The 19241-nt window shown below is 71.9% G+C and carries 20 protein-coding genes and 1 tRNA gene; 9 read left to right on the top strand and 12 right to left on the bottom strand.

Annotation, left to right across the window (positions count from 1 at the left end):
- Window positions 1-57 precede the first annotated feature (57 nt).
- From D7D94_RS01270 to D7D94_RS01245, 6 genes are all read right to left on the bottom strand, one after another.
- Window positions 58-249, bottom strand: a complete 192-nt coding sequence (locus D7D94_RS01270; protein WP_156240864.1) for a YbdD/YjiX family protein — start codon at window positions 247-249, stop codon at window positions 58-60.
- The gene (locus D7D94_RS01265; RefSeq protein ID WP_156240863.1) at window positions 249-2480 is read right to left on the bottom strand and encodes a carbon starvation CstA family protein; all 2232 of its coding nucleotides are present in this window, start codon (window positions 2478-2480) and stop codon (window positions 249-251) included. Before D7D94_RS01265 ends, D7D94_RS01270 begins: the two co-directional genes overlap by 1 nt.
- A 109-nt stretch (window positions 2481-2589) precedes the next feature.
- Window positions 2590-2796 (bottom strand): hypothetical protein, encoded by a 207-nt coding sequence (locus tag D7D94_RS01260; RefSeq protein WP_156240862.1) that lies wholly within the window; start codon window positions 2794-2796, stop codon window positions 2590-2592.
- Window positions 2797-2903: 107 nt separating this feature from the next.
- Entirely contained in the window at window positions 2904-4244 is a 1341-nt protein-coding gene (gene phoH2, locus D7D94_RS01255; RefSeq protein ID WP_173024349.1) for an RNA 5'-3' helicase PhoH2, read from the bottom strand.
- Between the two features lie 199 nt (window positions 4245-4443).
- Window positions 4444-5571, bottom strand: a complete 1128-nt coding sequence (locus tag D7D94_RS01250; protein WP_156240861.1) for an aminotransferase class V-fold PLP-dependent enzyme — start codon at window positions 5569-5571, stop codon at window positions 4444-4446.
- A gap of 36 nt (window positions 5572-5607) precedes the next feature.
- Window positions 5608-6390: an isoprenyl transferase gene (locus D7D94_RS01245; protein ID WP_246171829.1), complete on the bottom strand. Its 783-nt coding sequence runs from the start codon at window positions 6388-6390 to the stop codon at window positions 5608-5610.
- Between the two features lie 67 nt (window positions 6391-6457).
- Here D7D94_RS01245 and trhA point away from each other — a divergent pair, with 67 nt between their 5' ends.
- Complete coding sequence (gene trhA, locus D7D94_RS01240) at window positions 6458-7195, top strand: PAQR family membrane homeostasis protein TrhA (RefSeq protein ID WP_246171828.1); 738 nt, start codon at window positions 6458-6460, stop codon at window positions 7193-7195.
- On the opposite strand, the gene D7D94_RS01235 is transcribed toward trhA, so the two are convergent.
- Entirely contained in the window at window positions 7179-7520 is a 342-nt protein-coding gene (locus D7D94_RS01235; RefSeq protein ID WP_173024215.1) for a hypothetical protein, read from the bottom strand. The genes trhA and D7D94_RS01235 overlap by 17 nt on opposite strands.
- A gap of 99 nt (window positions 7521-7619) precedes the next feature.
- On the opposite strand from D7D94_RS01235, the gene D7D94_RS01230 reads away from it, so the two are divergent.
- Complete coding sequence (locus tag D7D94_RS01230) at window positions 7620-8012, top strand: DUF4307 domain-containing protein (protein ID WP_156240860.1); 393 nt, start codon at window positions 7620-7622, stop codon at window positions 8010-8012.
- Window positions 8013-8106: 94 nt separating this feature from the next.
- Window positions 8107-8595, top strand: a complete 489-nt coding sequence (gene greA, locus D7D94_RS01225) for a transcription elongation factor GreA (RefSeq protein ID WP_156240859.1) — start codon at window positions 8107-8109, stop codon at window positions 8593-8595.
- A gap of 58 nt (window positions 8596-8653) precedes the next feature.
- Here the strand turns inward: greA and ilvA are convergent, their stop codons facing one another.
- Both ilvA and D7D94_RS01215 read right to left on the bottom strand, forming a co-directional pair.
- Window positions 8654-9919, bottom strand: a complete 1266-nt coding sequence (gene ilvA / locus D7D94_RS01220) for a threonine ammonia-lyase (protein WP_156243246.1) — start codon at window positions 9917-9919, stop codon at window positions 8654-8656.
- The gene (locus D7D94_RS01215) at window positions 9919-11148 is read right to left on the bottom strand and encodes an AI-2E family transporter (protein ID WP_156240858.1); all 1230 of its coding nucleotides are present in this window, start codon (window positions 11146-11148) and stop codon (window positions 9919-9921) included. The genes ilvA and D7D94_RS01215 overlap by 1 nt, the downstream gene beginning before the upstream one ends.
- A 71-nt stretch (window positions 11149-11219) precedes the next feature.
- On the opposite strand from D7D94_RS01215, the gene D7D94_RS01210 reads away from it, so the two are divergent.
- Entirely contained in the window at window positions 11220-12482 is a 1263-nt protein-coding gene (locus D7D94_RS01210; RefSeq protein WP_156240857.1) for a winged helix-turn-helix domain-containing protein, read from the top strand.
- Window positions 12483-12503: 21 nt separating this feature from the next.
- Complete coding sequence (locus D7D94_RS01205; RefSeq protein WP_156240856.1) at window positions 12504-13421, top strand: hypothetical protein; 918 nt, start codon at window positions 12504-12506, stop codon at window positions 13419-13421.
- 30 nt (window positions 13422-13451) lie between these two features.
- Here D7D94_RS01205 and D7D94_RS01200 read toward each other — a convergent pair whose 3' ends face one another.
- Window positions 13452-14018: a LemA family protein gene (locus D7D94_RS01200; RefSeq protein ID WP_156243245.1), complete on the bottom strand. Its 567-nt coding sequence runs from the start codon at window positions 14016-14018 to the stop codon at window positions 13452-13454.
- Window positions 14019-14101: 83 nt separating this feature from the next.
- On the opposite strand from D7D94_RS01200, the gene D7D94_RS01195 reads away from it, so the two are divergent.
- Genes D7D94_RS01195 through D7D94_RS01185 form a run of 3 tightly spaced genes read left to right on the top strand, consistent with a single transcriptional unit; the run spans window position 14102 to window position 16121 of the window.
- Window positions 14102-14629 carry a GNAT family N-acetyltransferase gene (locus D7D94_RS01195; RefSeq protein ID WP_156240855.1) on the top strand — a complete coding sequence of 176 codons (528 nt, stop codon included), beginning with the start codon at window positions 14102-14104 and terminating at the stop codon, window positions 14627-14629.
- Window positions 14630-14639: 10 nt separating this feature from the next.
- Window positions 14640-15410 (top strand): isocitrate lyase/PEP mutase family protein, encoded by a 771-nt coding sequence (locus tag D7D94_RS01190; RefSeq protein WP_156240854.1) that lies wholly within the window; start codon window positions 14640-14642, stop codon window positions 15408-15410.
- A 42-nt stretch (window positions 15411-15452) separates the two neighbouring features.
- Complete coding sequence (locus tag D7D94_RS01185; RefSeq protein ID WP_156240853.1) at window positions 15453-16121, top strand: DNA alkylation repair protein; 669 nt, start codon at window positions 15453-15455, stop codon at window positions 16119-16121.
- A gap of 13 nt (window positions 16122-16134) precedes the next feature.
- Here D7D94_RS01185 and D7D94_RS01180 read toward each other — a convergent pair whose 3' ends face one another.
- Window positions 16135-17469, bottom strand: coding sequence for an alpha-L-fucosidase (locus tag D7D94_RS01180; RefSeq protein WP_156240852.1), 1335 nt, complete (start codon window positions 17467-17469; stop codon window positions 16135-16137).
- 37 nt (window positions 17470-17506) lie between these two features.
- Between D7D94_RS01180 and D7D94_RS01175 the strand changes: the two genes are divergently transcribed.
- Window positions 17507-19144 (top strand): DHA2 family efflux MFS transporter permease subunit, encoded by a 1638-nt coding sequence (locus D7D94_RS01175; protein ID WP_156240851.1) that lies wholly within the window; start codon window positions 17507-17509, stop codon window positions 19142-19144.
- Here the strand turns inward: D7D94_RS01175 and D7D94_RS01170 are convergent.
- Window positions 19115-19187: transfer RNA gene (locus D7D94_RS01170), tRNA-Leu, on the bottom strand. The genes D7D94_RS01175 and D7D94_RS01170 overlap by 30 nt on opposite strands.
- Window positions 19188-19241: the final 54 nt, after the last annotated feature.

The raw sequence follows: 19241 nt of genomic DNA, 5'->3' as shown, positions 1-19241 counted from the left end.
CGCGGAAGGGGCCGGCCGGCGAGGATCACCTCACCGGCCGGCCCCTTCGGCACGGCTTCAGCAGCAGCGCGAGCCGGGTTCCGCGTCCTGAGCGCGATAGACCTCGCGCCAGAACGCCCGCTCGTCGAGCGGCGTGCGGTCCGGATGGCTCGCGCGCTCGTGCGCGAGGTACGCCGCGTAGCGCGTCTGCCCGGTCATCCCCTCGAGGAACCGGCGCGCCACGCTCCAGGCCGCCGCGACCGCGCGCATCAGTGCCCCCTCCTCGGACGCCGCTCCTCCGGGAGCGCCGCCCACTCCCGCTGCAGCGCGCGCTCGGCAGGCGAGGGGATGAGGCCCGCCGGGGCGAAGCGATGCGACGGCACCGCCTCGTCCTCGTGGTCGATGACCTCCGTCGACCGGAACGCCTGGACGACCCGGATGACCGCGACGACGAGAACGATCAGCGTGAGCACGAGGAAGAGGATCGACAGCGACCCCTGGATGGCCGTGTTGCGGACGACCGCCTCCATCGCCTCGACGGTGGGCGCGGTGCCGAAGGAGGTCTCCCCTGCGGCGAGCGCGTCGCGGAACGCGACGTGCTGCGCCCAGTAGCCCACCGCCGGCACGCTCGAGAAGATCTTGTGCAGCGAGGCCACGGTCGTCACGACGGTGACGAACGCCAGCGGCAGCGCCACGATCCACAGCGAGCGGAAGGTGCGCCGGCGCGCCACGATCGTCAGCACCACGGCCAGCGCGATGGCCGCCAGCAGCTGGTTGGCGATGCCGAACAGCGGGAAGAGGGTGTTGATGCCCCCCAGCGGGTCGGTGACGCCCATGATGAGCACCGCGCCCCATCCGGCCACCATGATCGCCGTGCAGATCCAGGCGCCCGGCCGCCACGACGTGTCGCGGAAGCGCGGCACCACGTTGCCGATGGAGTCCTGCAGCATGAACCGCGCGACGCGCGTGCCGGCGTCGACCGCCGTGAGGATGAAGAGCGCCTCGAACATGATCGCGAAGTGGTACCAGAACGACATCATCGCGGCGCCGCCGATCCACTGCCCCATGATGAGCGCGAGTCCGACCGCGAGAGTGGGCGCACCGCCCGTGCGCGACACGATCGACTCCTCCCCCACGAGCTGCGCGAGGTTGGTGAGCGCGTCGGGGGTGAGGTCGACGCCGGCGAGCCCGAGCCCGTTCACCCACGCCACGGCTCCCTCGACGGTGCCGAGCGTGGCGGCGGCCGACGAGTTCATGGCGAAGTAGATGCCGCGGTCGATCGAGACGGCGGCGACGAGCGCCATGACGGCGACGAACGACTCCATGAGCATGCCGCCGTACCCGATGAACAGCGTCTGCTTCTCCTTCTCCACCATCTTCGGGGTGGTGCCGGAGGAGATGAGCGCGTGGAATCCCGACAGCGCCCCGCACGCGATGGTGACGAAGAGGAACGGGAAGAGCGGCCCGCTCCACACCGGGCCCGTCTCACCGCCGGCGAACTCGCTGAAGGCCGGCACGTCGATCTCGGGGCGCACGAACACGATCGCGACCGCGAGAGCGACGATCACGCCGACCTTCATGAACGTGGAGAGGTAATCGCGCGGCGCGAGCAGCATCCACACCGGCAGCACCGCGGCGATGAAGCCGTAGACGATGATGGCGACCGCGACCGTCATCCGGTCGAGGTGGAAGATCTGCTGCCCCCACTCGGTGGCGGACACCGCGCCGCCGCCGATGATGGCGGCCAGCAGCAGCACGAACCCGATGATCGAGACCTCCAGGACGCGCCCCGGACGGATCCACCGCAGGTACGCCCCCATGAACAGCGCGATCGGGATGGTCATGGCCACCGAGAAGACGCCCCACGGACTCTCGCCGAGGGCGTTCACGACGATGAGGGCGAGGATGGCCGTGATGATGATCATGATGAGGAGCGTCGCGAGGATGGCGGCCGCGCCGCCGAAGCGCCCGAGCTCGTCCTTCGCCATCTGCCCGAGCGAGCGACCGCCGCGGCGCATGGAGAAGAACATGACGAGGTAGTCCTGCACGGCGCCGGCGAGCACCACGCCCACGATGATCCAGATCGTGCCGGGGAGGTAGCCCATCTGCGCGGCGAGCACCGGGCCGACCAGCGGGCCGGCGCCCGCGATGGCGGCGAAGTGGTGCCCGAACAGCACCACGCGGTCGGTCGCGACGAAGTCCTTGCCGTCGGCGCGGTACTCGGCGGGCGTCGCCCGCCGGTCGTCCGGGCGCACGATGCGCCGCTCGATGAACTTCGCGTAGAAGCGGTAGAACACGAGGTACGTGCACACCGCGGCGAACACGAACCAGATCGCGTTCACCGTCTCGCCGCGCACGATGGCGAGCATCGTCCACGCGAGTCCGCCGACGAGCGCGATCACGACCCACAGCGCGATCTTCAGCGGCGTCCAGCGCGGCTTCTCGTCCACCGCGACCGGAAGCGCCGGCGAAGCGGCGTCTCGAGTGGTTCCCCCTGCCATGACGACTCCTTCGTCTGCCTCCCTGCCGACGGCCACTCCGCCGGACCATCCGAGGAAAGCACACGACGCGGCGGCGGGGCCAGAAGGCCCCGCCGCCGCATGCGAATCGTTATCCGCGCTTGGCCTGCTTCTTCGCCACCTGCTTGGCGACGCGCTGGCGCACCTTCTGCACGCGCGGGTCCTTCCACACCTGGCGGGCGATGGTGATGGCCGTGACGGCGCGGCCGATGGGGTGCTTCGACAGCAGGAAGCCGGCGACGCCCGCCGCGGCCAGGCCGCCCTTCCTGCTCTTGCTGTCGCTCTTGCTCGTGCTCATGCGATCCGCCTCTCGTGTTCGTCGTCTCATCCCACCGCAGAGCGGCGGATGTAGCACGGGGATTGCCAGCCGCCGGGTCGGTGTGGCAGGGGCGGCCGACACGACGGTCAGGACAGCTCGCCGCCCTCCAGCAGATCGGTGACGAGCGCCGCGATCGCCGAGCGCTCGCTGCGCGTGAGCGTGACGTGCCCGAAGAGCTCATGCCCCTTCAGCGACTCGATGACGCTCGCGACGCCGTCGTGCCGGCCCACGCGCAGGTTGTCGCGCTGCCCGACATCGTGCGTGAGCACCACGCGGGAGTTCAGCCCCATGCGGCTCAGCACCGTGAGGAGGACGTTGCGCTCGAGCGACTGCGCCTCGTCGACGATCACGAAGGCGTCGTGCAGCGACCGGCCGCGGATGTGCGTGAGCGGCAGCACCTCGAGCAGCCCGCGCTCCATCACCTCGTCGAGGACGTTCTGCGACACGACGGAGCCGAGGGTGTCGAAGACCGCCTGCCCCCACGGGCTCATCTTCTCGGTCTGGTCGCCGGGCAGGTAGCCGAGCTCCTGCCCGCCGACCGCGAACAGGGGCCGGAAGACGATGATCCGCTTCTGCTGCTGGCGCTCGAGCACGGCCTCCAGGCCCGCGCACAGCGCGAGCGCGGACTTGCCGGTGCCCGCGCGGCCGCCGAGCGAGACGATGCCGACGGTCGGGTCCAGCAGCAGATCGATCGCGATGCGCTGCTCGGCGGAGCGCCCGTGCAGCCCGAACACCTCGCGGTCGCCGCGCACGAGACGCAGCTCGCCCTCTCCGGTCACGCGCGCGAGCGCGGACCCGCGCTCGGACTGCACCACGAGCCCGGTGTTCACCGGCAGCCCGCGTGCGCCGTCGTGCACCGCGACCTCGCTCTCGTAGAGATCGGCCATGTCGTCGCCGGAGATCTGCAGCGGGACGATCCCGGGCCATCCGGAGTCGACCGCCTGCTCGGCGAGGTACTCCTCCGCCGTGAGACCCAGCGAGGCCGCCTTCACGCGCATCGGGAGGTCTTTGGAGACGATGGTGACGCTCTGCCCGCCCTGCGCGAGGTGGGCGGCGACGGCGAGGATGCGGCTGTCGTTGTCGCCCAGTCGCATGCCGCTGGGCAGGATGGCCGGGTCGGTGCTGTTGAGCTCGACGCGGAGGGTGCCGCCGTCTCCCACCGGGACCGGGAAGTCCAGCCGCCCGTGCTCGACGCGGAGCTCGTCCAGGTGCCGAAGGGCGGCGCGCGCGAAGTACCCGATCTCCGGGTCGTTCCGCTTGCCCTCGAGCTCGGTGATGACCGTCACCGGGATGACGACCCCATGCTCGGCGAATCGGAAGTACGCGCGCGGGTCGCTCAGGAGCACGGAGGTGTCGAGCACGTAGGTGCGCAGGTCCTGCGCGCCCGACGGCGACTCTGCGGTGCTCCCGACGATGCCGGCGCTCACGGCTGCGGTGGTGGCCACGTCACACTCCCGACCCCGGGCTCCCGCCCGGATTCGACGAGTCGACCTGGGGCCACGAGTCGCGGTCTGAACGGCCGACTCGACCGGGCGCCTTGCCCGATGATCAGAAGCTACGGCCCGCGTCCGACAACGCGCCATCCCGACACGCGGACGATTCGTGAAGAGCGGGTGAACTTCGCGGTCAGCCCACGCGGGTCTGCACGAAGACCGCGCAGGCGTCGTCGAGCATCCGCAGAGTCTCGTCGTCGGTGCCCGCGTGCGGCGACACCCGCACGAGGCCCGAGCGCGTCGTGACCGTCACGCCGCCGTTCGCGAGTGCTGCGCCGAGGGCCCCGACGTGCGCGGCGCCGGGATCGAGCGCCACGATGCCCGCTCGCCGCTCCGGCTCGCGCGGCGTGACCACCTCGATCCCGTGCGCATCGGCGATCTCGATCACGCGGGCGACCCGCTCGGCGACGGCGGCCTCGATCTGCGCCACCCCGACGGATGCGACCTCGGTCACCGCGGAGGCCAGCCGCGCGGCCGCGAGGTAGTCGGGCCGCGAGACCGTGAAGGCCCGGGCGTCCGCAGCGGGCGCGGGCAGGGTGTCGAAGGGCAGATCGTCGCCCTCGGCGCCCGTCGTGCCCGAGAGCACGGGGTCCAGCGCCACTCGCGCGCGGCGCCCGTACCAGGCGAAGCCGGTGCCGCGGCCGGCGCGCAGCCACTTGTAGCCGTGCCCGGCCACCACGTCGGCGGCCGACCAGTCCGCCTCGACGACGCCGAACGCCTGCGTCGCGTCGACGATGAGCAGGCGGTCGTCGCCGATCACCTCGCGGATGGCGGCGAGGTCGGCACGGTAGCCGGTGCGGAAGTCGACCAGGCTCAGCACGACGGCGCTCGTCGACTCGTCGACGGCATCGGCGACCGCCTCGGCGGTCACGAAGCGATGCTCGGGGCCGATCCACTGCGGAACCACCCGGCCGAGCGCCGCCGTCGCGCGGGCGATGGGCATCGTGATGGCGGGGAACTCGCGCGGCGAGGCGACGATGCCGCCGGTCACGCCGTAGACGGCCTGCGCGATCCCGTGCGTGGTCGACGGCTGCAGGACGACCTCCGCGGCCTCGACCCGCATCAGATCGGCGATCGCTCCGCAGGCCTCCGCGGCCCGCCCGGCGACGAACTGGTGACCGCTGGCCCGCCCCGACCCCAGCAGTTCGAGATCGGCACCGGCCTCCTCGCGCACCGTCGGCGACAGCGGTCCGAACGCGGCCCAGTCGAGATAGCCCGGCTCCACCGTGAACGAGGCGGAGAGATCTTCGAGAGTGGTCACCGTCCCATTCTCTCAGAGGCGCTGTCTACCGGGCTCTCAGCGGCCGAAACGGCGATCCCGCGATCCGAAGTCGCGGATGGCGCGGAGGAAGTCGACCTCGCGCAGGTCCGGGCCGAGCGCCTCGAGGAAGTAGAACTCGCTGTGAGCGCTCTGCCAGAGGAGGAAGTCGCTCAGCCGCTGCTCGCCGCTGGTGCGGATCACGAGATCGGGATCCTTCTGCCCGCCCGTGTACAGGTGCTCCGCGATCTGCTCGGGCGTGAGATGCGCGGCGAGATCGTCGAGGGTGCCGCCGGCGGAGCCGTGCGCGCGGATGATGCTGCGCACGGCGTCGACGATCTCGTGCCGCCCGCCGTAGCCGACGGCGAGGTTCACGTGCAGCCCGCCGTTGTCCTCGGTGCGCTCCTCGGCGTCGCGCAGCGCGGACAGCAGGAAGTCCGGCAGGTCGTCGGGTCTGCCCACGTGCTGCACGCGCCAGTCCCGGCGGCGGGAGAGCTGACCGGCGAGGCCCGCGATGATCTCGATGAGATCCTGCAGCTCGCGGCTGTCGCGCTTGCGCAGATTGTCATGCGAGAGCAGGTACAGCGACACCACGCGCACCCCGATGTCGTCGCACCACTCGAGGAATTCGCGCATCTTGGCCGCTCCCGCGCGATGCCCGTGCGCGGGGGTCTCATAGCCGAGCTGGCGCGCCCACCGCCTGTTGCCGTCGATCATCATCGCGACGTGATGCGGCACCTTCGCCTGGTCGATCTGACGACGCAGCCGCGAGATGTAGAGACGGTACAGCGGTCCGCGTCCTGCTCCCGGCTCGCTGATCACCCTCCGAGCGTACTCCGCGGCGCAGGGGGTGCCCTGTGCGGCATGCATGACCGCGTACTGTCGGATCATGAACTCGGCCGAGCAGACGCCCGCGCAGAACCCGGAAGGCGTGCCGCAGCTCCCCCTCATGGACGCGGCCCAGCACGACGCGCGCGACGACATCGTCCCCACGTGGCGCGGCTGGATCCATGCGGCGACGTTCCCCGTCGCCCTCGTCGCGGGCATCGTCCTCATCGCTCTCGCCGAGGGCAGCGCCGCGAAGTGGGCCTCGGCCGTGTTCACGGCCACGTCGCTGCTGCTCTTCGGCAACTCCGCGGTCTACCACCGCTTCCGCTGGCAGCCGCGCACGAAGCTGCTGCTCAAGCGCATCGACCACGCGAACATCCTGCTGCTCATCGCCGGCACGTACACGCCGCTCGGCGTGCTCGCCCTGCCGCCGGAGAAGGGCGTGCTGCTCCTCGCGGTGGTGTGGACCGGCGCGATCGTCGGCATCCTCTTCCGCGTGCTGTGGATCGGCGCGCCGCGCTGGCTCTACGTGGCGCTGTACCTCGCGCTCGGCTGGGCTGCGGTGATGTACCTCGTCGACCTGTTCCGCGCGGATCCGGCCATGATGATGCTCGTCATCGTCGGCGGGCTGCTGTACTCCGCCGGCGCCGTGATCTACGCGCTCAAGCGGCCGAACCCGTGGCCCGGGCACTTCGGGTTCCACGAGATCTTCCACGTGTGCACGGTCCTGGCGTTCCTGTGCCACTGGATGGCCGCGCTCATCATCGCGACCCACCCCGCCTTCAACGGCCCGATGTAGGACCCGAGGCGCCGGGCTCGTCATCGGTCCGGCGGGCGGCATCCGCGTCGGCGGCGCTCCGCTCGGCCGCGGCGCTCCGCTCGGCCGCGGCGCTCCGCTCGGCCGCCTCGCGCGCGGCCGCCTCCTCGGCGTCCAGCACCTCGTTCGCCTCCTCGCGGTAGCGCGCGCGGCGCACGCGGCGCAGCATGTCGAACACCAGCAGGAACACGGCCACGACGAGGACGAGGATCGTGACGAAGCCCCACGGGCCGGGCGTGACGAGGTCCGGGTCCACCATCTGCTCGGGACTCGGCGTGACGGCGGCGAGCGCTGCGAGAGCGGACATGGATGGACTCCTCTGTGTGCACGACGCCGGACGGGGCGCCGGGGAAAGGCGGCTAGCCTGGAGTCACCAGCCTAGTTCGCGCTCTCTGAGAGGAACGACGTGACGATCCAGCAGCGTCTCGACGAGCGCTACGGGCGCACGCCCCACCAGGGGCGGCGGACGGCGTGGATCGTGGGCGTCGTCATCGCCGCGGTCGTGGTGGCGTGGTTCGCGTGGTCGACGATGAGCCAGGCGGCCGGCTCGGTCGACGTGGACGATCTCGGCTTCGAGGTGCACGACGAGCACGAGGTGTCCGTCCGCTTCCAGATCACGTCGGCCGACGCGCAGCCGGTGGCGTGCGCGCTCGAGGCGCTCGACGAGCAGTTCGGCTCCGTCGGATGGCGCATCGTCGAGTACCCGCCCGCCGACGGGGTGACGCAGTCCCACACGGAGACCATCCCGACGGTCGCGCAGGCGACCACGGGAATTGTGAAGTCCTGCTGGGTTCCGTAGGATCGGCGGACAGTCCTACGACGCCCCGGTGACCTGCCGGGGCGTCTTCACATATGCCGGCCCGTCGGCCGCGCATCCACGAAGGAGACAGACCGTGTCCGATGACACCCAGGTCCCGTTCCTGACGCAGGAGGCCTACGACCGCCTCGCCGCCGAGCTCGAGCACCTCTCGACCACGGGTCGCGAGGAGATCGCCAAGCGCATCGAGGCGGCGCGCGAAGAGGGCGACCTCCGCGAGAACGGCGGCTACCACGCGGCCAAGGACGAGCAGGGCAAGCAGGAGGCGCGCATCCGCCAGCTGCAGGCGCTGCTCAAGGACGCGAAGGTGGGCGTCGCACCGGAGTCGAACGGCGTCGTGGAGCCGGGGACCGTCGTGACCGCCGTCGTCTTCGGCGACCAGGAGCGCTTCCTCCTCGGCAGCCGCGAGATCGCCGGGGGCACCGACCTCGACGTCTACAGCGAGCAGAGCCCGCTGGGCTCGGCCATCCTGGGCCTCAAGGAGGGCCAGAAGACGAGCTACCAGGCCCCCAACGGCAAGGAGATCCCCGTCGAGGTCGTCAAGGTCGAGACGTTCACCGGCTGATCCGCCGACAGAGGAAGAGGGCGACGGCCGACGGCCGCCGCCCTCTTCGCGTCTGCGCTCACTCCGGCAGGATCTCCGGGCGGAAGCCGGCGTCGCGGAGGATCTGCAGCGTGAGGAGCTTGTGCTCCTCACCGCGGGTCTCCACCGAGATCTGCAGGATGACCTCGCTGATCTGCATGCCCTGCCCGTGCCGGGTGTGCAGCACCTCGATGACGTTCGCCCCGGCCTCGGCGAGCAGCTCCGACACGCGCGCAAGCTGGCCCGGTCGGTCAGGCAGCGGGATGCGGATGCTCATGTAGCGCCCGGACGCCGCGAGGCCGTGCGCGACGACCCGCTGCAGGAGGAGCGGATCGATGTTGCCCCCGGAGAGCAGCGCGACCGTGGTGCCCTGAGCGCGGACCTTGCCCGCGAGGATCGCCGCGACGCCCACCGCGCCCGCGGGTTCGACGACGACCTTGGCGCGCTCGAGGAGCACCAGCAGCGCGCGCGCGATGTCGTCCTCGCTGACGGTGACGACCTCGTCGACGAGCTCGCGGATGACCGCGAAGGGCACGTCGCCCGGCCGCGCGACGAGGATGCCGTCGGCGATCGTCGGCTTCGTCTCGATCGTCACCGGCGCCCCGGCTTCGAGGGACACCGGCATGGGCGCGGCGTTCTCGGCCTGCACGCCGATGATCCGCACGGAGCGCCCCGCCGCCGCCGCCTTTGCCTTCGCCGCCGCGGCGACTCCGGCGATGAGGCCGCCGCCGCCGATCCCCATGATGATCGTGTCGACATCCGCCACGTCGTCGAGGATCTCGAGCCCGAGCGTGCCCTGGCCGATGATGACGTCGCGGTGGTCGAACGGATGGATGAGAACCGCGCCCGTGCGTGCGGCATGCTCGGCCGCGCGGCGCAGGCCGACGTCGACCGTGGCGCCGTCCAGCACGACCTCGGCCCCGTAGCCCTTCGTCGCGAGGAGCTTCGGCACCGGGACCCCGAGCGGCATGTAGATCGTCGCGGGGATGCCCAGGCGCTGCGCGGCGAGGGCGACGCCCTGCGCGTGGTTGCCGGCGGAGGCGGCGACGACGCCGTGGCGCCGCTCGTCCTCGGTCAGGCGCGAGAGCCGGTACGTGGCGCCGCGCACCTTGAACGAGCCGGTGCGCTGGAGGTTCTCGAGCTTCAGGTGCACGGGCGCGCCCAGCACCTCGCTGAGGTGCAGCGAGTACTCGGTCGGCGTGTGCTCGACGACGCCCTCGAGAAAGCGCGCGGCGCTCTCGAACTCGGCGAGGGTCGGGATGGCCGAGGTCGCGGAGGCGGCGTCCGGGTGCGTGTCTGCGGACATCATTCGAGTTCCTCTCTGCGCTGCGGGCTCTCCCCGCGGCGGAGGTTCTTGGGCACCGTGCTCCAGATGAGGTCACCCTGCACGAGCGTGCCGGTGCGCCACGATCCGGAGCTGAGCGTGACGGCGACGACGTTCACGAACGCCGCGACGGGGACGGCGAAGAGCGCGCCGGGGATCCCGCCGGCCATCGACCCGCCCGCCACGACGAGCACGACGGCGAGGGGGTGCACCTTGACGGCCGACCCCATGAGGAGCGGCTGGAGGATGTGACTCTCGATCTGCTGCACCAGCAGCACCACGGCGAGCATCGCCACGCCGATCCAGAGGCCGTTGTAGACGAGCGCGATGACGACGGCCAGCGCGCCGGTAACGATGGCGCCCACGAACGGCACGAACGCGCCGAGGAACACGAGCACGGCGATCGGGATGGCCAGGGGCACGCCGAGGAAGAAGGCGCCCAGGCCGATGCCGACCGCGTCGATCGTCGCGACGATGATCTGCGTGCGGGCGTAGTTGATGAGCGTGGCCCAGCCGTTGCGCGCGGCCGCGTCGGCCGCCGGCCGCGCCGAGCGCGGGAAGAGGCACACGGTCCAGCGCCAGATGCCCGCGCCGTCGAAGAGGAAGCACAGCAGCACGAACAGCGACACGAGGAACCCGGTCGCGAAGTGCCCGAGGGTGGAGCCGACCGCGAGCGCGCCGTTGACGAGGAAGTCGGCCTGCTCCTGCACGAGGTCGATGGCGTCCGTGAGCATCCCGTCGAGCTGCGTCGGCGTGACGAACTGGGATTCGATGAGGAAGCCGCGCAGCCCGGCAATCGACTCCGCGGCGCGCGCGCGCACCTCGGCCGCCTGCTCCCCGATCTGCCAGACGACGAGCCACACGAGGCCGACCACCACGGCGATCGTCCCGAGCACGCTGACGACCACGGCGAGGGTCCGCGGGACCCGGTGCCGGAGCATCCAGGAGAAGAGGGGGTACACGAGCGCCGTGAGGAGCGTCGCGACGAAGATCGGGATGACGAGGAGCTTGAACTCGATGACGAGCCAGACGATCACCGCGACGACGCCCGCGAGGATGAGGAAGCGCCATCCGTAGGCGGTGGCGATGCGCAGACCGATCGGCACCTCGACGGGATCGGGTCCGAGAGGCCGGGCGAGCGGGCGCGGCGGCTCCGGGACACGTCGGCCGAACAGTCCAGGGCGACCGTTGCGGGGCGGGACGTCGCTCATCCTCGTCATCCTAATCCCCCGCCCGGGGCGCCACGGGCCCGATGTCGGGGGCCGCCGGTAGCGTGAACGGCGTGAAGGATGCGCTGTCCGCGGCCGAGGCGCGCCGCATGGCCCTCGCCGCGCAGGGACTGGCCGGAGCGCGGCCCTCCGCTCCGACCATCCGCCACGTGCGACGCGAGCTCGCGCGCATGCACGTGCTGCAGATCGATTCCGTGAACGTGTTCGCGCGCTCGCACTACGTTCCCCTGCTGTCGCGGCTCGGGCCCTACGACACGGGTCTCCTGGACCGCCTCGTTCTGACGCCGTCGGCCCGCGGACCGGAGTTCGTCGAGTACCTCGCCCACGAGGCGACCTTCGTGCCCGTGGCCGACTGGCCGCTGTGGCGGTTCCGCATGGATGCGATGCGGGCCAAGCACGGCGGCGAGGGCAGCTGGTTCGCCGCGAACACCGACACGGTGAGCTGGGTGCGGGCGGAGCTCGCCGAGCGCGGCCCACTGCGGCCGGCGGAGATCGAACGGGACCTGCCGGCGAGCCGAGGCCCGTGGTGGGGCTGGGACGACGTGAAGCGGGCGCTGGAGATGCTGTGGCGGTTCGGCGAGGTCGCCATCGCCGGGCGCAGCGGCTTCGAGCGGCGCTACGGGCTCGCCGAGCAGGTCATCCCCGCCGAGCATCTCGCCCGCTCCCTCCCCCACGAGGACGCGATCGTCGAGCTCGTGCGTCGCGCGGCGCGGGCCTCGGGGGTCGCCACGGCGGCGGACCTGGCGGACTACCACCGGCTGCGCGACCGCCGCGCCGTCCACACCGCGCTGGACCGGCTCGTCGCGGAGGGCGAGCTGGCGCCGGTCGCGGTGCGAGGGTGGGAGCGCGGCGGGCGGGCCGTCCCGGCCTGGCGGCACCGCGATGCGGTGCTGCCGCGCCGTATCGACCGCGCCACGGTCCTGACGCCGTTCGACCCCGTGGTGTGGTTCCGCGAGCGCGCCGAGCGGATGTTCGGCTTCGCGTACCGCATCGAGATCTACACGCCGGCCGAGCGCCGCCGGTTCGGGTACTACTCCCTGCCGCTCCTCGTCGGCGATCGCATCGTCGGCCGCGCCGATCTCAAGGCCGAGCGCGCGACCTCGACCCTGCGCGTGCAGTCGGCCTGGTGGGAGCCGGGCGCCGCCTCGCCCGAGGTGGCGGAGCGAGCGGCGGCGGCCCTGCGCGACGCCGCGCATTGGCAGGGGCTGGAATCGCTCTCGGTGTCCGACTGGGGAGACGCGGCCGACGATCTCGCGCGCGTGCTCGACGCGCCGCGCCACGGCCATCCCGGCGCTCTCCGAGCAACGGCTGATTAGGGTTGCGGAAGAGGAGGCCGCATGAAACGTCCCATGGTCCCGATCCTCGCCGTCGTCGGCGTGATCGTCATCGGCATGCTCGCGATCGGGTTCTGGTCGACCAGCCGTCCGGCGAGCGCCGAGCGCGTCGCCGAACAGTATCTCGAGGCGCTGTCGGGCGGTGATGCCGCCGACGTGCGCGCACTCCTCGCAGACCCCGACGCGGTCCCGGAATCCGCGTGGACCGCCTTCGAGGGAGCGGCTGAGCACCTCGGCGACGCCGAGATCGTCGAGCTGTCGGAGACCGAGGACGCGGCCGACGTGCGCGTCGAGACGGTCCTGGCCGACGAGCCGCTCGAGCTGCGGTTCGCGCTCGCGAAGGACGGCACGGCATGGCGGGTGGCGGAGCCGACGCTCACGCCCGTGACCATGACGGCCACACGCGGCGCGTGGATCGACGTCGCCGGCTCCCCCATGCCGCTCGAAGGCGGATCCGCCGAGCTGTCGCTCCTTCCGGCCTCGTACGACGTGTCCGCCTGGCCCGCCGAGTTCCTCGACGGGCAGGACCGGGTGCGCGTCGGAGCGGAGCCGGCCTCGGTCGAGCTCGATCCCGCGTTCACCGATGCCGCCCAGACGCAGGCCGACGACGCGCTCGACGCGCACATCGACGAGTGCCTCGCCGCCTCCTCCGAGGTGCTCGACGGGTGCGGCATGACCGTGCCGTGGCCGGCCGACCTCGCCGAGGCCACCGAGATCACCTACCGCGCCGACGCGCTGCCGCAGCCCGAGATCGACCTCGAAGCGGGCACGTTCCAGGCCACCGGCGGCGCCGTCGTCGCGACCGTGACCGGGCTGCACGACGACGGCAGCGAGGGCACCTACTCGTACCGCACCGATTCCTGGAACATCTACGGCTCCGTCTCGCTCGACGAGGAAGGGCTCCTGCTCAGCGTGAACTGAGCGGGAGCCCTCCGGGTCGTCTCGACCGCGTCAGAACTGCACGCGCGGCGGCTCCGACATCGCCGCTCCCCCGTCGACCTCGAAGAACTCGCGCTCGTCGAAGCCCAGGTTCCGCGCGAAGAGGTTGTTGGGGAACACCTTGATCTTGGTGTTCAGCTCGCGGACGCCGCCGTTGTAGAACCGGCGCGACGCCTGGATCTTGTCCTCGGTGTCGACGAGGCTGTGCTGCAGCTGCAGGTAGTTCTGGCTCGCCTGCAGCTGCGGGTACGACTCCGCCACGGCGAACAGGCTCTTGATCGCCTGCTGGAAGTGGTTCTCCGCCACCCCGGCCTCGGCCGGACCGGTCGCCGCGAGCGTCTCCGCGCGCGCTCTCGTGACGTTCTCGAACACCGCCTTCTCATGCGCGGCGTACCCCTTCACCGCCTCGATCAGGTTGGGGATCAGGTCTGCTCTTCGCTTGAGCTGCACCGTGATCCCGCTCCACGCCTCATCCACGCGGACGTTCAGCTGAACGAGCGAGTTGTACGTCGCCCAGAGATAGATGGCCGCGATGACGATGATCGCCACGACGACGAGAACGGGTATCAACCATTCCACGACGGAACCCCCCTTGATGTCTGTCCCCATCCTAGACACCGCCGTTCGCGGCTCACCGAGCCGCCGCCGCATACGATGTCGCGGTGACCGACTCCCCCGCCTTCCGCTTCGCCCGCCTCGACGACGTCGACGAGGTCGTCTCGCTCGTGGAGCGGGCGTATCGCGGCGCCGATGCGGGCTGGACGACGGAGGCCCATCTCATCGGCGGCCGCCGCACCGGCGCGGACGAGGTCGCCGCACTCATCGCCGCGCCGACGGGCGGCCTCCTCACCCTGCGCGTGGACGACAGCTTCGTCGCCACCTGCCATATCGACCGGCGGGATGGCCATGCCTGGTTCGGCATGTTCGCCGTCGACCCCCGCATGCAGGCACGGGGATACGGCAGGCTCCTCCTCAGCGAGGCCGAGCGCGTCGCCCGCGACGAGTGGGGCGCGACGGAGATGCGCATGACCGTCATCTCCGTGCGCACGGACCTCGTCGCCTGGTACGAGCGACGCGGGTACCGGGCCACGGGTGCGACGTCGCCCTTCCCCTCCGGCGACGAGCGCTTCGGCGCGCCGCGCGTGGCCGACCTCCGGTTCGCGGAGCTCGCCAAGCCGCTGAGCCGCTAGCGTCGTGAGCATGAGCATCCAGGACAGGGCCGACGCCCTCAGGACCCTGCACGAAGCGCCCCAGATCCTCCGCGTGGTGAACGCGTGGGACGCGGTAAGCGCCCGCACGATCGCCGACCTGCCCGAAACGCGCGCCGTCGCGACCGCCGGGCACTCGATCGCGGCCTCGCACGGCTATCGCGACGGCGAGATGCCGCGAGACGTGAACCTCGCCGCGGTCGCGCGCATCGTCGAGGCCGTGGATCTGCCGGTCTCGGCCGACCTCGACGCCGGCTACGACGACGCCGGCGAGACCGTGCGCCGCGCGATCGGCGTCGGCGTCGTCGGCGCGAACATCGAAGACCGGCTGATCCCGTTCGACGACGCGGTCGCGAGGGTGCACGCCGCCGTGCGCGCAGCCGAGGCCGAGGGCGTCGACTTCCAGCTGAACGCGCGGACCGATGCGATCGTGCGCGCGGGCGACCGTCCGCTGGCCGAGAGCATCGACGACGCGATCGCCCGCGGTCGCGCATTCCTCGACGCCGGCGCCGCACTGGTCTTCGTGCCCGGCGCGCTCGACCGCGACACCGTGAGTCGGCTCGTCGAGGGCATCGGCGTGCGACGCGTCAGCGTGATCGGGCTGCCGGGCGCCCTCACCGCCGCCGAGTACGAGGCTCTCGGCGTCGCCCGCATCTCGTACGGCCCGCTCACGCAGCGCGTGGCCCTCCGCGCGCTGCGCGATCTCGCCGCGGACCTCTACGCCGACGGCGTGGTGCCGGAGGACACCCCGCCGCTCAACTGACCTCGCTGACGCGGCGAGCGCCGGCGACCCTAGGCTGACGTCATGGACAACCCGAGCGTCGCCGAGGTCCTCGCCGAGCTCGCCGCCCTCGAAGACCCGCGCATGCGCGCGGTCAACGAGCGCCACGGCGACGACCACGGGGTCAACCTCACGAAGCTGCGCGCGCTCGCGAAGCGCCTGGGCGCCGACCCGGCGCTGTCGCGGGCGCTCTGGGAGACGGGCGACACCGCGGCACGGCTCGTCGCCATCCTCGTCGTCCGTCCGCGCGATCTCGACGCGGCGGGGCTCGACGCGATGCTCCGCGAGGCGCGCGCGCCCAAGGTGCAGGACTGGCTGGTGAACTATCTCGCGAAGAAGAGCGCGCATGCCGGGGCGCTGCGCGAGCGGTGGTTCGCCGATCCCGACCCCGTGGTTGCCGCGGCGGGATGGGACCTCACCAGCGAGCGCGTCGCCAGAGGCCCCGGCGGCGTCCACCTCGACGCGCTGCTCGACCTCATCGAGTCGGACATGGCCGGCGCGCCCGATCGTCTGCAGTGGGCGATGAACACCTGCCTCGCGCAGATCGGCATCCGGCACCCGGAGCACCGGCCGCGCGCCCTCGAGATCGGCGAACGGCTGGGGGTGCTGCGGGACTACCCCACGTCGCCCGGCTGCATCTCGCCGTTCGCGCCCACCTGGATCACCGAGATGGTGGCCCGCCAGGATCGCTGACGAGCGCGTCCCGTCACCGCAGCGGGAACGCGACCTGCACCGGTCCCGCCGCGAGCACGCGCACCGCGACCCCGTCCTCGCTCGGAACGACCTCCGCGCCCCGGCACGCCGCCCCGTCGAGGTCGATCCGGCGCAGATCGACGTCCAGCGGCACCGTGGCGCCCACCGGCGCGTCCGCGAAGGCATGCGCGCGACCATCCCGCCGCGTCCAGCGCACCCACGGCTCATCCGACGGCCGGGCGAGGTCCGGCTCCAGCACGCGGGAGCCGAAGACGCCGTCGCCGTGCGCGGCATTCCACGCCCCGAGCTCCTCGAGCGTGCGACGCTGCAGCGGCGTCACCTCGCCGGCCGCAGTGAGGCCGACGTTGAGCAGCAGGTTGCCGCCGCGTGAGACGACGTCGACGAAGTGCCGGATGGCCGCGCGCCCGTCGAGCGCGTGCCCGGCGTCCTCGAGGCGGTTGTGCCCGAAGGAGAAGCCGACGCCGCGGGTGTGCTCCCACATCCCCGCCGTCTGCGTGACGCGCCCCTCCTCGTACTCGCTGGTGCGGAAGTCCCAGTGGGTGAGCCCGAACCGATCGTTCACGACTCCGTCCGGTGCGGCGGCGTAGAACCGATCGAAGAGATCGACGAGGCTCTTGCCGCCCTCGGCCTTGCCCGCGTCGGGCCACTCGATGTCGCCCCACAGCACCTCCGGGCGGTACCGCTCGATGAGATCGACGACGTGGTCGTAGGCGTAGTCGGCATAGGCGCGATCCACCGGCCGCACGGAGTCGTCCACCGGTCCGGTGATGGGCGCGCGCCGGTCGAACCACCAGTCGAGACCGCCGGAGTAGTAAAGCCCGAATCGCACCCCGTGCCGCTGCGCGGCCTCGCGGAACGCGCCCACGAGGTCGCGGTGCGGGCCGCGGCGAACGGCGTTGCGGTCGCCCGTCCTCGGCGCGTCCCAGAGAGCCACGCCGTCGTGGTGCTTGGCGGTGGGGACGACGTAGCGCGCTTCCGTCCTCGACACGAGATCCATCACCTCGTCCGCGTCGAAGCGCTCCGCCCGCCAGCGGTCGAGAAAGGCGTCGTACGGGGCGCCGCCGTGGACGTCCTGCTGGTGATGCCAGGCGGGGCTGCCCACGATGCGGATCGTGTTCGCGTACCACTCGGCATACGGGTTGTGCGCCATCCAGTGCGCGTGGTCGAAGGCGCCCAGCGGTCCGATGGGCTCCGCCCACGCCGGAACGGCGTACGGCCCCCAGTGCACGAAGATCCCGAGCTTGGCATCGCGGAACCAGGCGGGCGTCGCGCGGGCGAACCGCGCGTACGCCGCCGGCCGCACCGGGTCCTGCGCGAACATGGCCATCCCTCGGGAGTGTAGACAGCCGCGATGGTGTCGATCAATGCCGCACGCGCGGCTCCCGTCAGCAGACGCACGGCGCTGGTGGGGGCTCGGATTCATCAGCGGGGCGGTGTCCCTCATCGTCGTCGACTCGACGATCGTCAACGTCGCCATCCCGGCGGTCGTCGGCGATCTCGGCATCTCGTCCACCGAGGTGCAGTGGGTGCAGGAGGTCTACACCCTCGCCTTCGCGTCGCTGCTGCTCCTCTTCGGCGCGCTCGCGGACCGCCTCGGGCGTCGCCGGATGATGACAGCCGGCGTCGCCCTCTTCGCCGTCGCCTCGGTCGCCGCGGCGCTCGCGCCGTCGGGCGGACTGCTCATCCTCGCGCGCGCGGTGCAGGGCATCGGCGGCGCGCTCATCCTGCCCACCACGCTCTCCCTCCTGAACGCGACGTTCCGCGGCAGGGAGCGCGGCATCGCCTTCGCCGTGTGGGGCTCCACGATCGGCGGGATGGCCGCGCTCGGGCCGCTCCTCGGCGGCTGGCTCACGACATCCTTCTCCTGGCGCTGGGCCTTCGGGATCAACGTCCCGCTCGGCGCGATCGTCATCGCCGGCGTGCTGCTGACGATCCGCGAGTCGCGCGAGCCGTCGACGCGCATCGACCTCGTCGGGTCCGCGCTGTCGGTGGTGCTCTTCGGAACGCTCGTCTTCGGCCTCATCGAGGGGCGCAGCTACGGATGGCTGCGCTCGCGCGACGACATCTCCTTCGGGTCGTTCACGTGGACGGCCGACCTCTCCCCCATCCCGGTGGCCTTCGCCGTCAGCGCGGTGTCGCTCGTCGTGCTGCTGCTCTGGAGTCGGCACCGAGGCCGTGCGGGTCGCTCGTCGCTGCTCGACCTGTCGCTCTTCCGCGTCGGCACCTTCGCGCGCGGCAACGTCGTCGCCCTCGTCGTCTCGCTGGGCGAGTTCGGGATCATCCTCTCGCTGCCGCTGTGGCTGCAGTTCGTGCTCGGCTTCGACGCCCTCCGCACCGGCCTCGTGCTGCTCGCGCTCGCGATCGGGTCCTTCGCGGCGAGCGGCCTGGCCGGCGCCTTCAGCGGGCGCCTTCCCGCGGTCGTCGTCGTGCGCGCCGGCATCGCCGCCGAGATGGTCGGCATCGTCGGGATCGCCTTCGCGGTGGGCCCGGATGCGGGGTGGGGATGGCTCCTGCCGCCGCTGTTCGTCTACGGCTTCGGCGTGGGCCTCGCCACCGCGCAGCTCACCGGCGTCGTCCTGCAGGATGTCCCCGTCGAGCGCTCCGGCCAGGCGTCGGGAACGCAGTCGACCGCGCGCCAGGTCGGGTCGGCGCTCGGCGTCGCCATCCTCGGCACGGTGCTGTTCACGTCGACCGGTGCGACGCTCGCCGCGTCGCTCGACGATCAGGGGCTGCCCGCCGCCGCCCGCGACGAGGTGGTGGCCGCCGTCGTCGACTCGGCGGGAGCCGCGATCGCCGGCTTCGACGACGCGGGGCAGACCGAGGTGGCCGACGCGGCGGCGGCGTTCTCCGCGGGAACCCGATACTCGGCGCTGACGGCCGCGGGCTTCCTCGCTCTGGGCCTCATCGCATCGGCGGGGCTCGGAGCCGGGCGTCGCGAGCGCGACGAACGGTCGGATTCCGTGGGAACGGCGTCCCCCCACTGGGATTCGAACCCAGACTGAAGCGAGTTTAAGTCGCCTGCCTCTGCCGTTGGGCTATGGGGGGGCGGATGGCGAAGGCCGCCACCGAGATCGGTGACGGCCTTCGCGCACGTGTGCG

The sequence above is a fragment of the Microbacterium oryzae genome, assembly GCF_009735645.1.
GTDB lineage: Bacteria > Actinomycetota > Actinomycetes > Actinomycetales > Microbacteriaceae > Microbacterium > Microbacterium oryzae.
The sequence above is the reverse complement of the archived record's forward strand: the minus strand, read 5'-3'. Positions and strand labels throughout refer to the sequence as shown.

Excerpts from the sequence above, each read along its gene's own strand:
- D7D94_RS01270 (WP_156240864.1), bottom strand. The coding sequence starts at position 249 with ATGCGCGCGGTCGCGGCGGCCTGGAGCGTGGCGCGCCGGTTCCTCGAG.
- D7D94_RS01265 (WP_156240863.1), bottom strand. The coding sequence starts at position 2,480 with ATGGCAGGGGGAACCACTCGAGACGCCGCTTCGCCGGCGCTTCCGGTC.
- D7D94_RS01260 (WP_156240862.1), bottom strand. The coding sequence starts at position 2,796 with ATGAGCACGAGCAAGAGCGACAGCAAGAGCAGGAAGGGCGGCCTGGCC.
- trhA (WP_246171828.1), top strand. The coding sequence starts at position 6,458 with ATGAACTCGGCCGAGCAGACGCCCGCGCAGAACCCGGAAGGCGTGCCG.
- D7D94_RS01235 (WP_173024215.1), bottom strand. The coding sequence starts at position 7,520 with ATGTCCGCTCTCGCAGCGCTCGCCGCCGTCACGCCGAGTCCCGAGCAG.
- ilvA (WP_156243246.1), bottom strand. The coding sequence starts at position 9,919 with ATGTCCGCAGACACGCACCCGGACGCCGCCTCCGCGACCTCGGCCATC.
- D7D94_RS01215 (WP_156240858.1), bottom strand. The coding sequence starts at position 11,148 with ATGAGCGACGTCCCGCCCCGCAACGGTCGCCCTGGACTGTTCGGCCGA.
- D7D94_RS01205 (WP_156240856.1), top strand. The coding sequence starts at position 12,504 with ATGAAACGTCCCATGGTCCCGATCCTCGCCGTCGTCGGCGTGATCGTC.
- D7D94_RS01190 (WP_156240854.1), top strand. The coding sequence starts at position 14,640 with ATGAGCATCCAGGACAGGGCCGACGCCCTCAGGACCCTGCACGAAGCG.
- D7D94_RS01185 (WP_156240853.1), top strand. The coding sequence starts at position 15,453 with ATGGACAACCCGAGCGTCGCCGAGGTCCTCGCCGAGCTCGCCGCCCTC.
- D7D94_RS01180 (WP_156240852.1), bottom strand. The coding sequence starts at position 17,469 with ATGGCCATGTTCGCGCAGGACCCGGTGCGGCCGGCGGCGTACGCGCGG.
- D7D94_RS01175 (WP_156240851.1), top strand. The coding sequence starts at position 17,507 with ATGCCGCACGCGCGGCTCCCGTCAGCAGACGCACGGCGCTGGTGGGGG.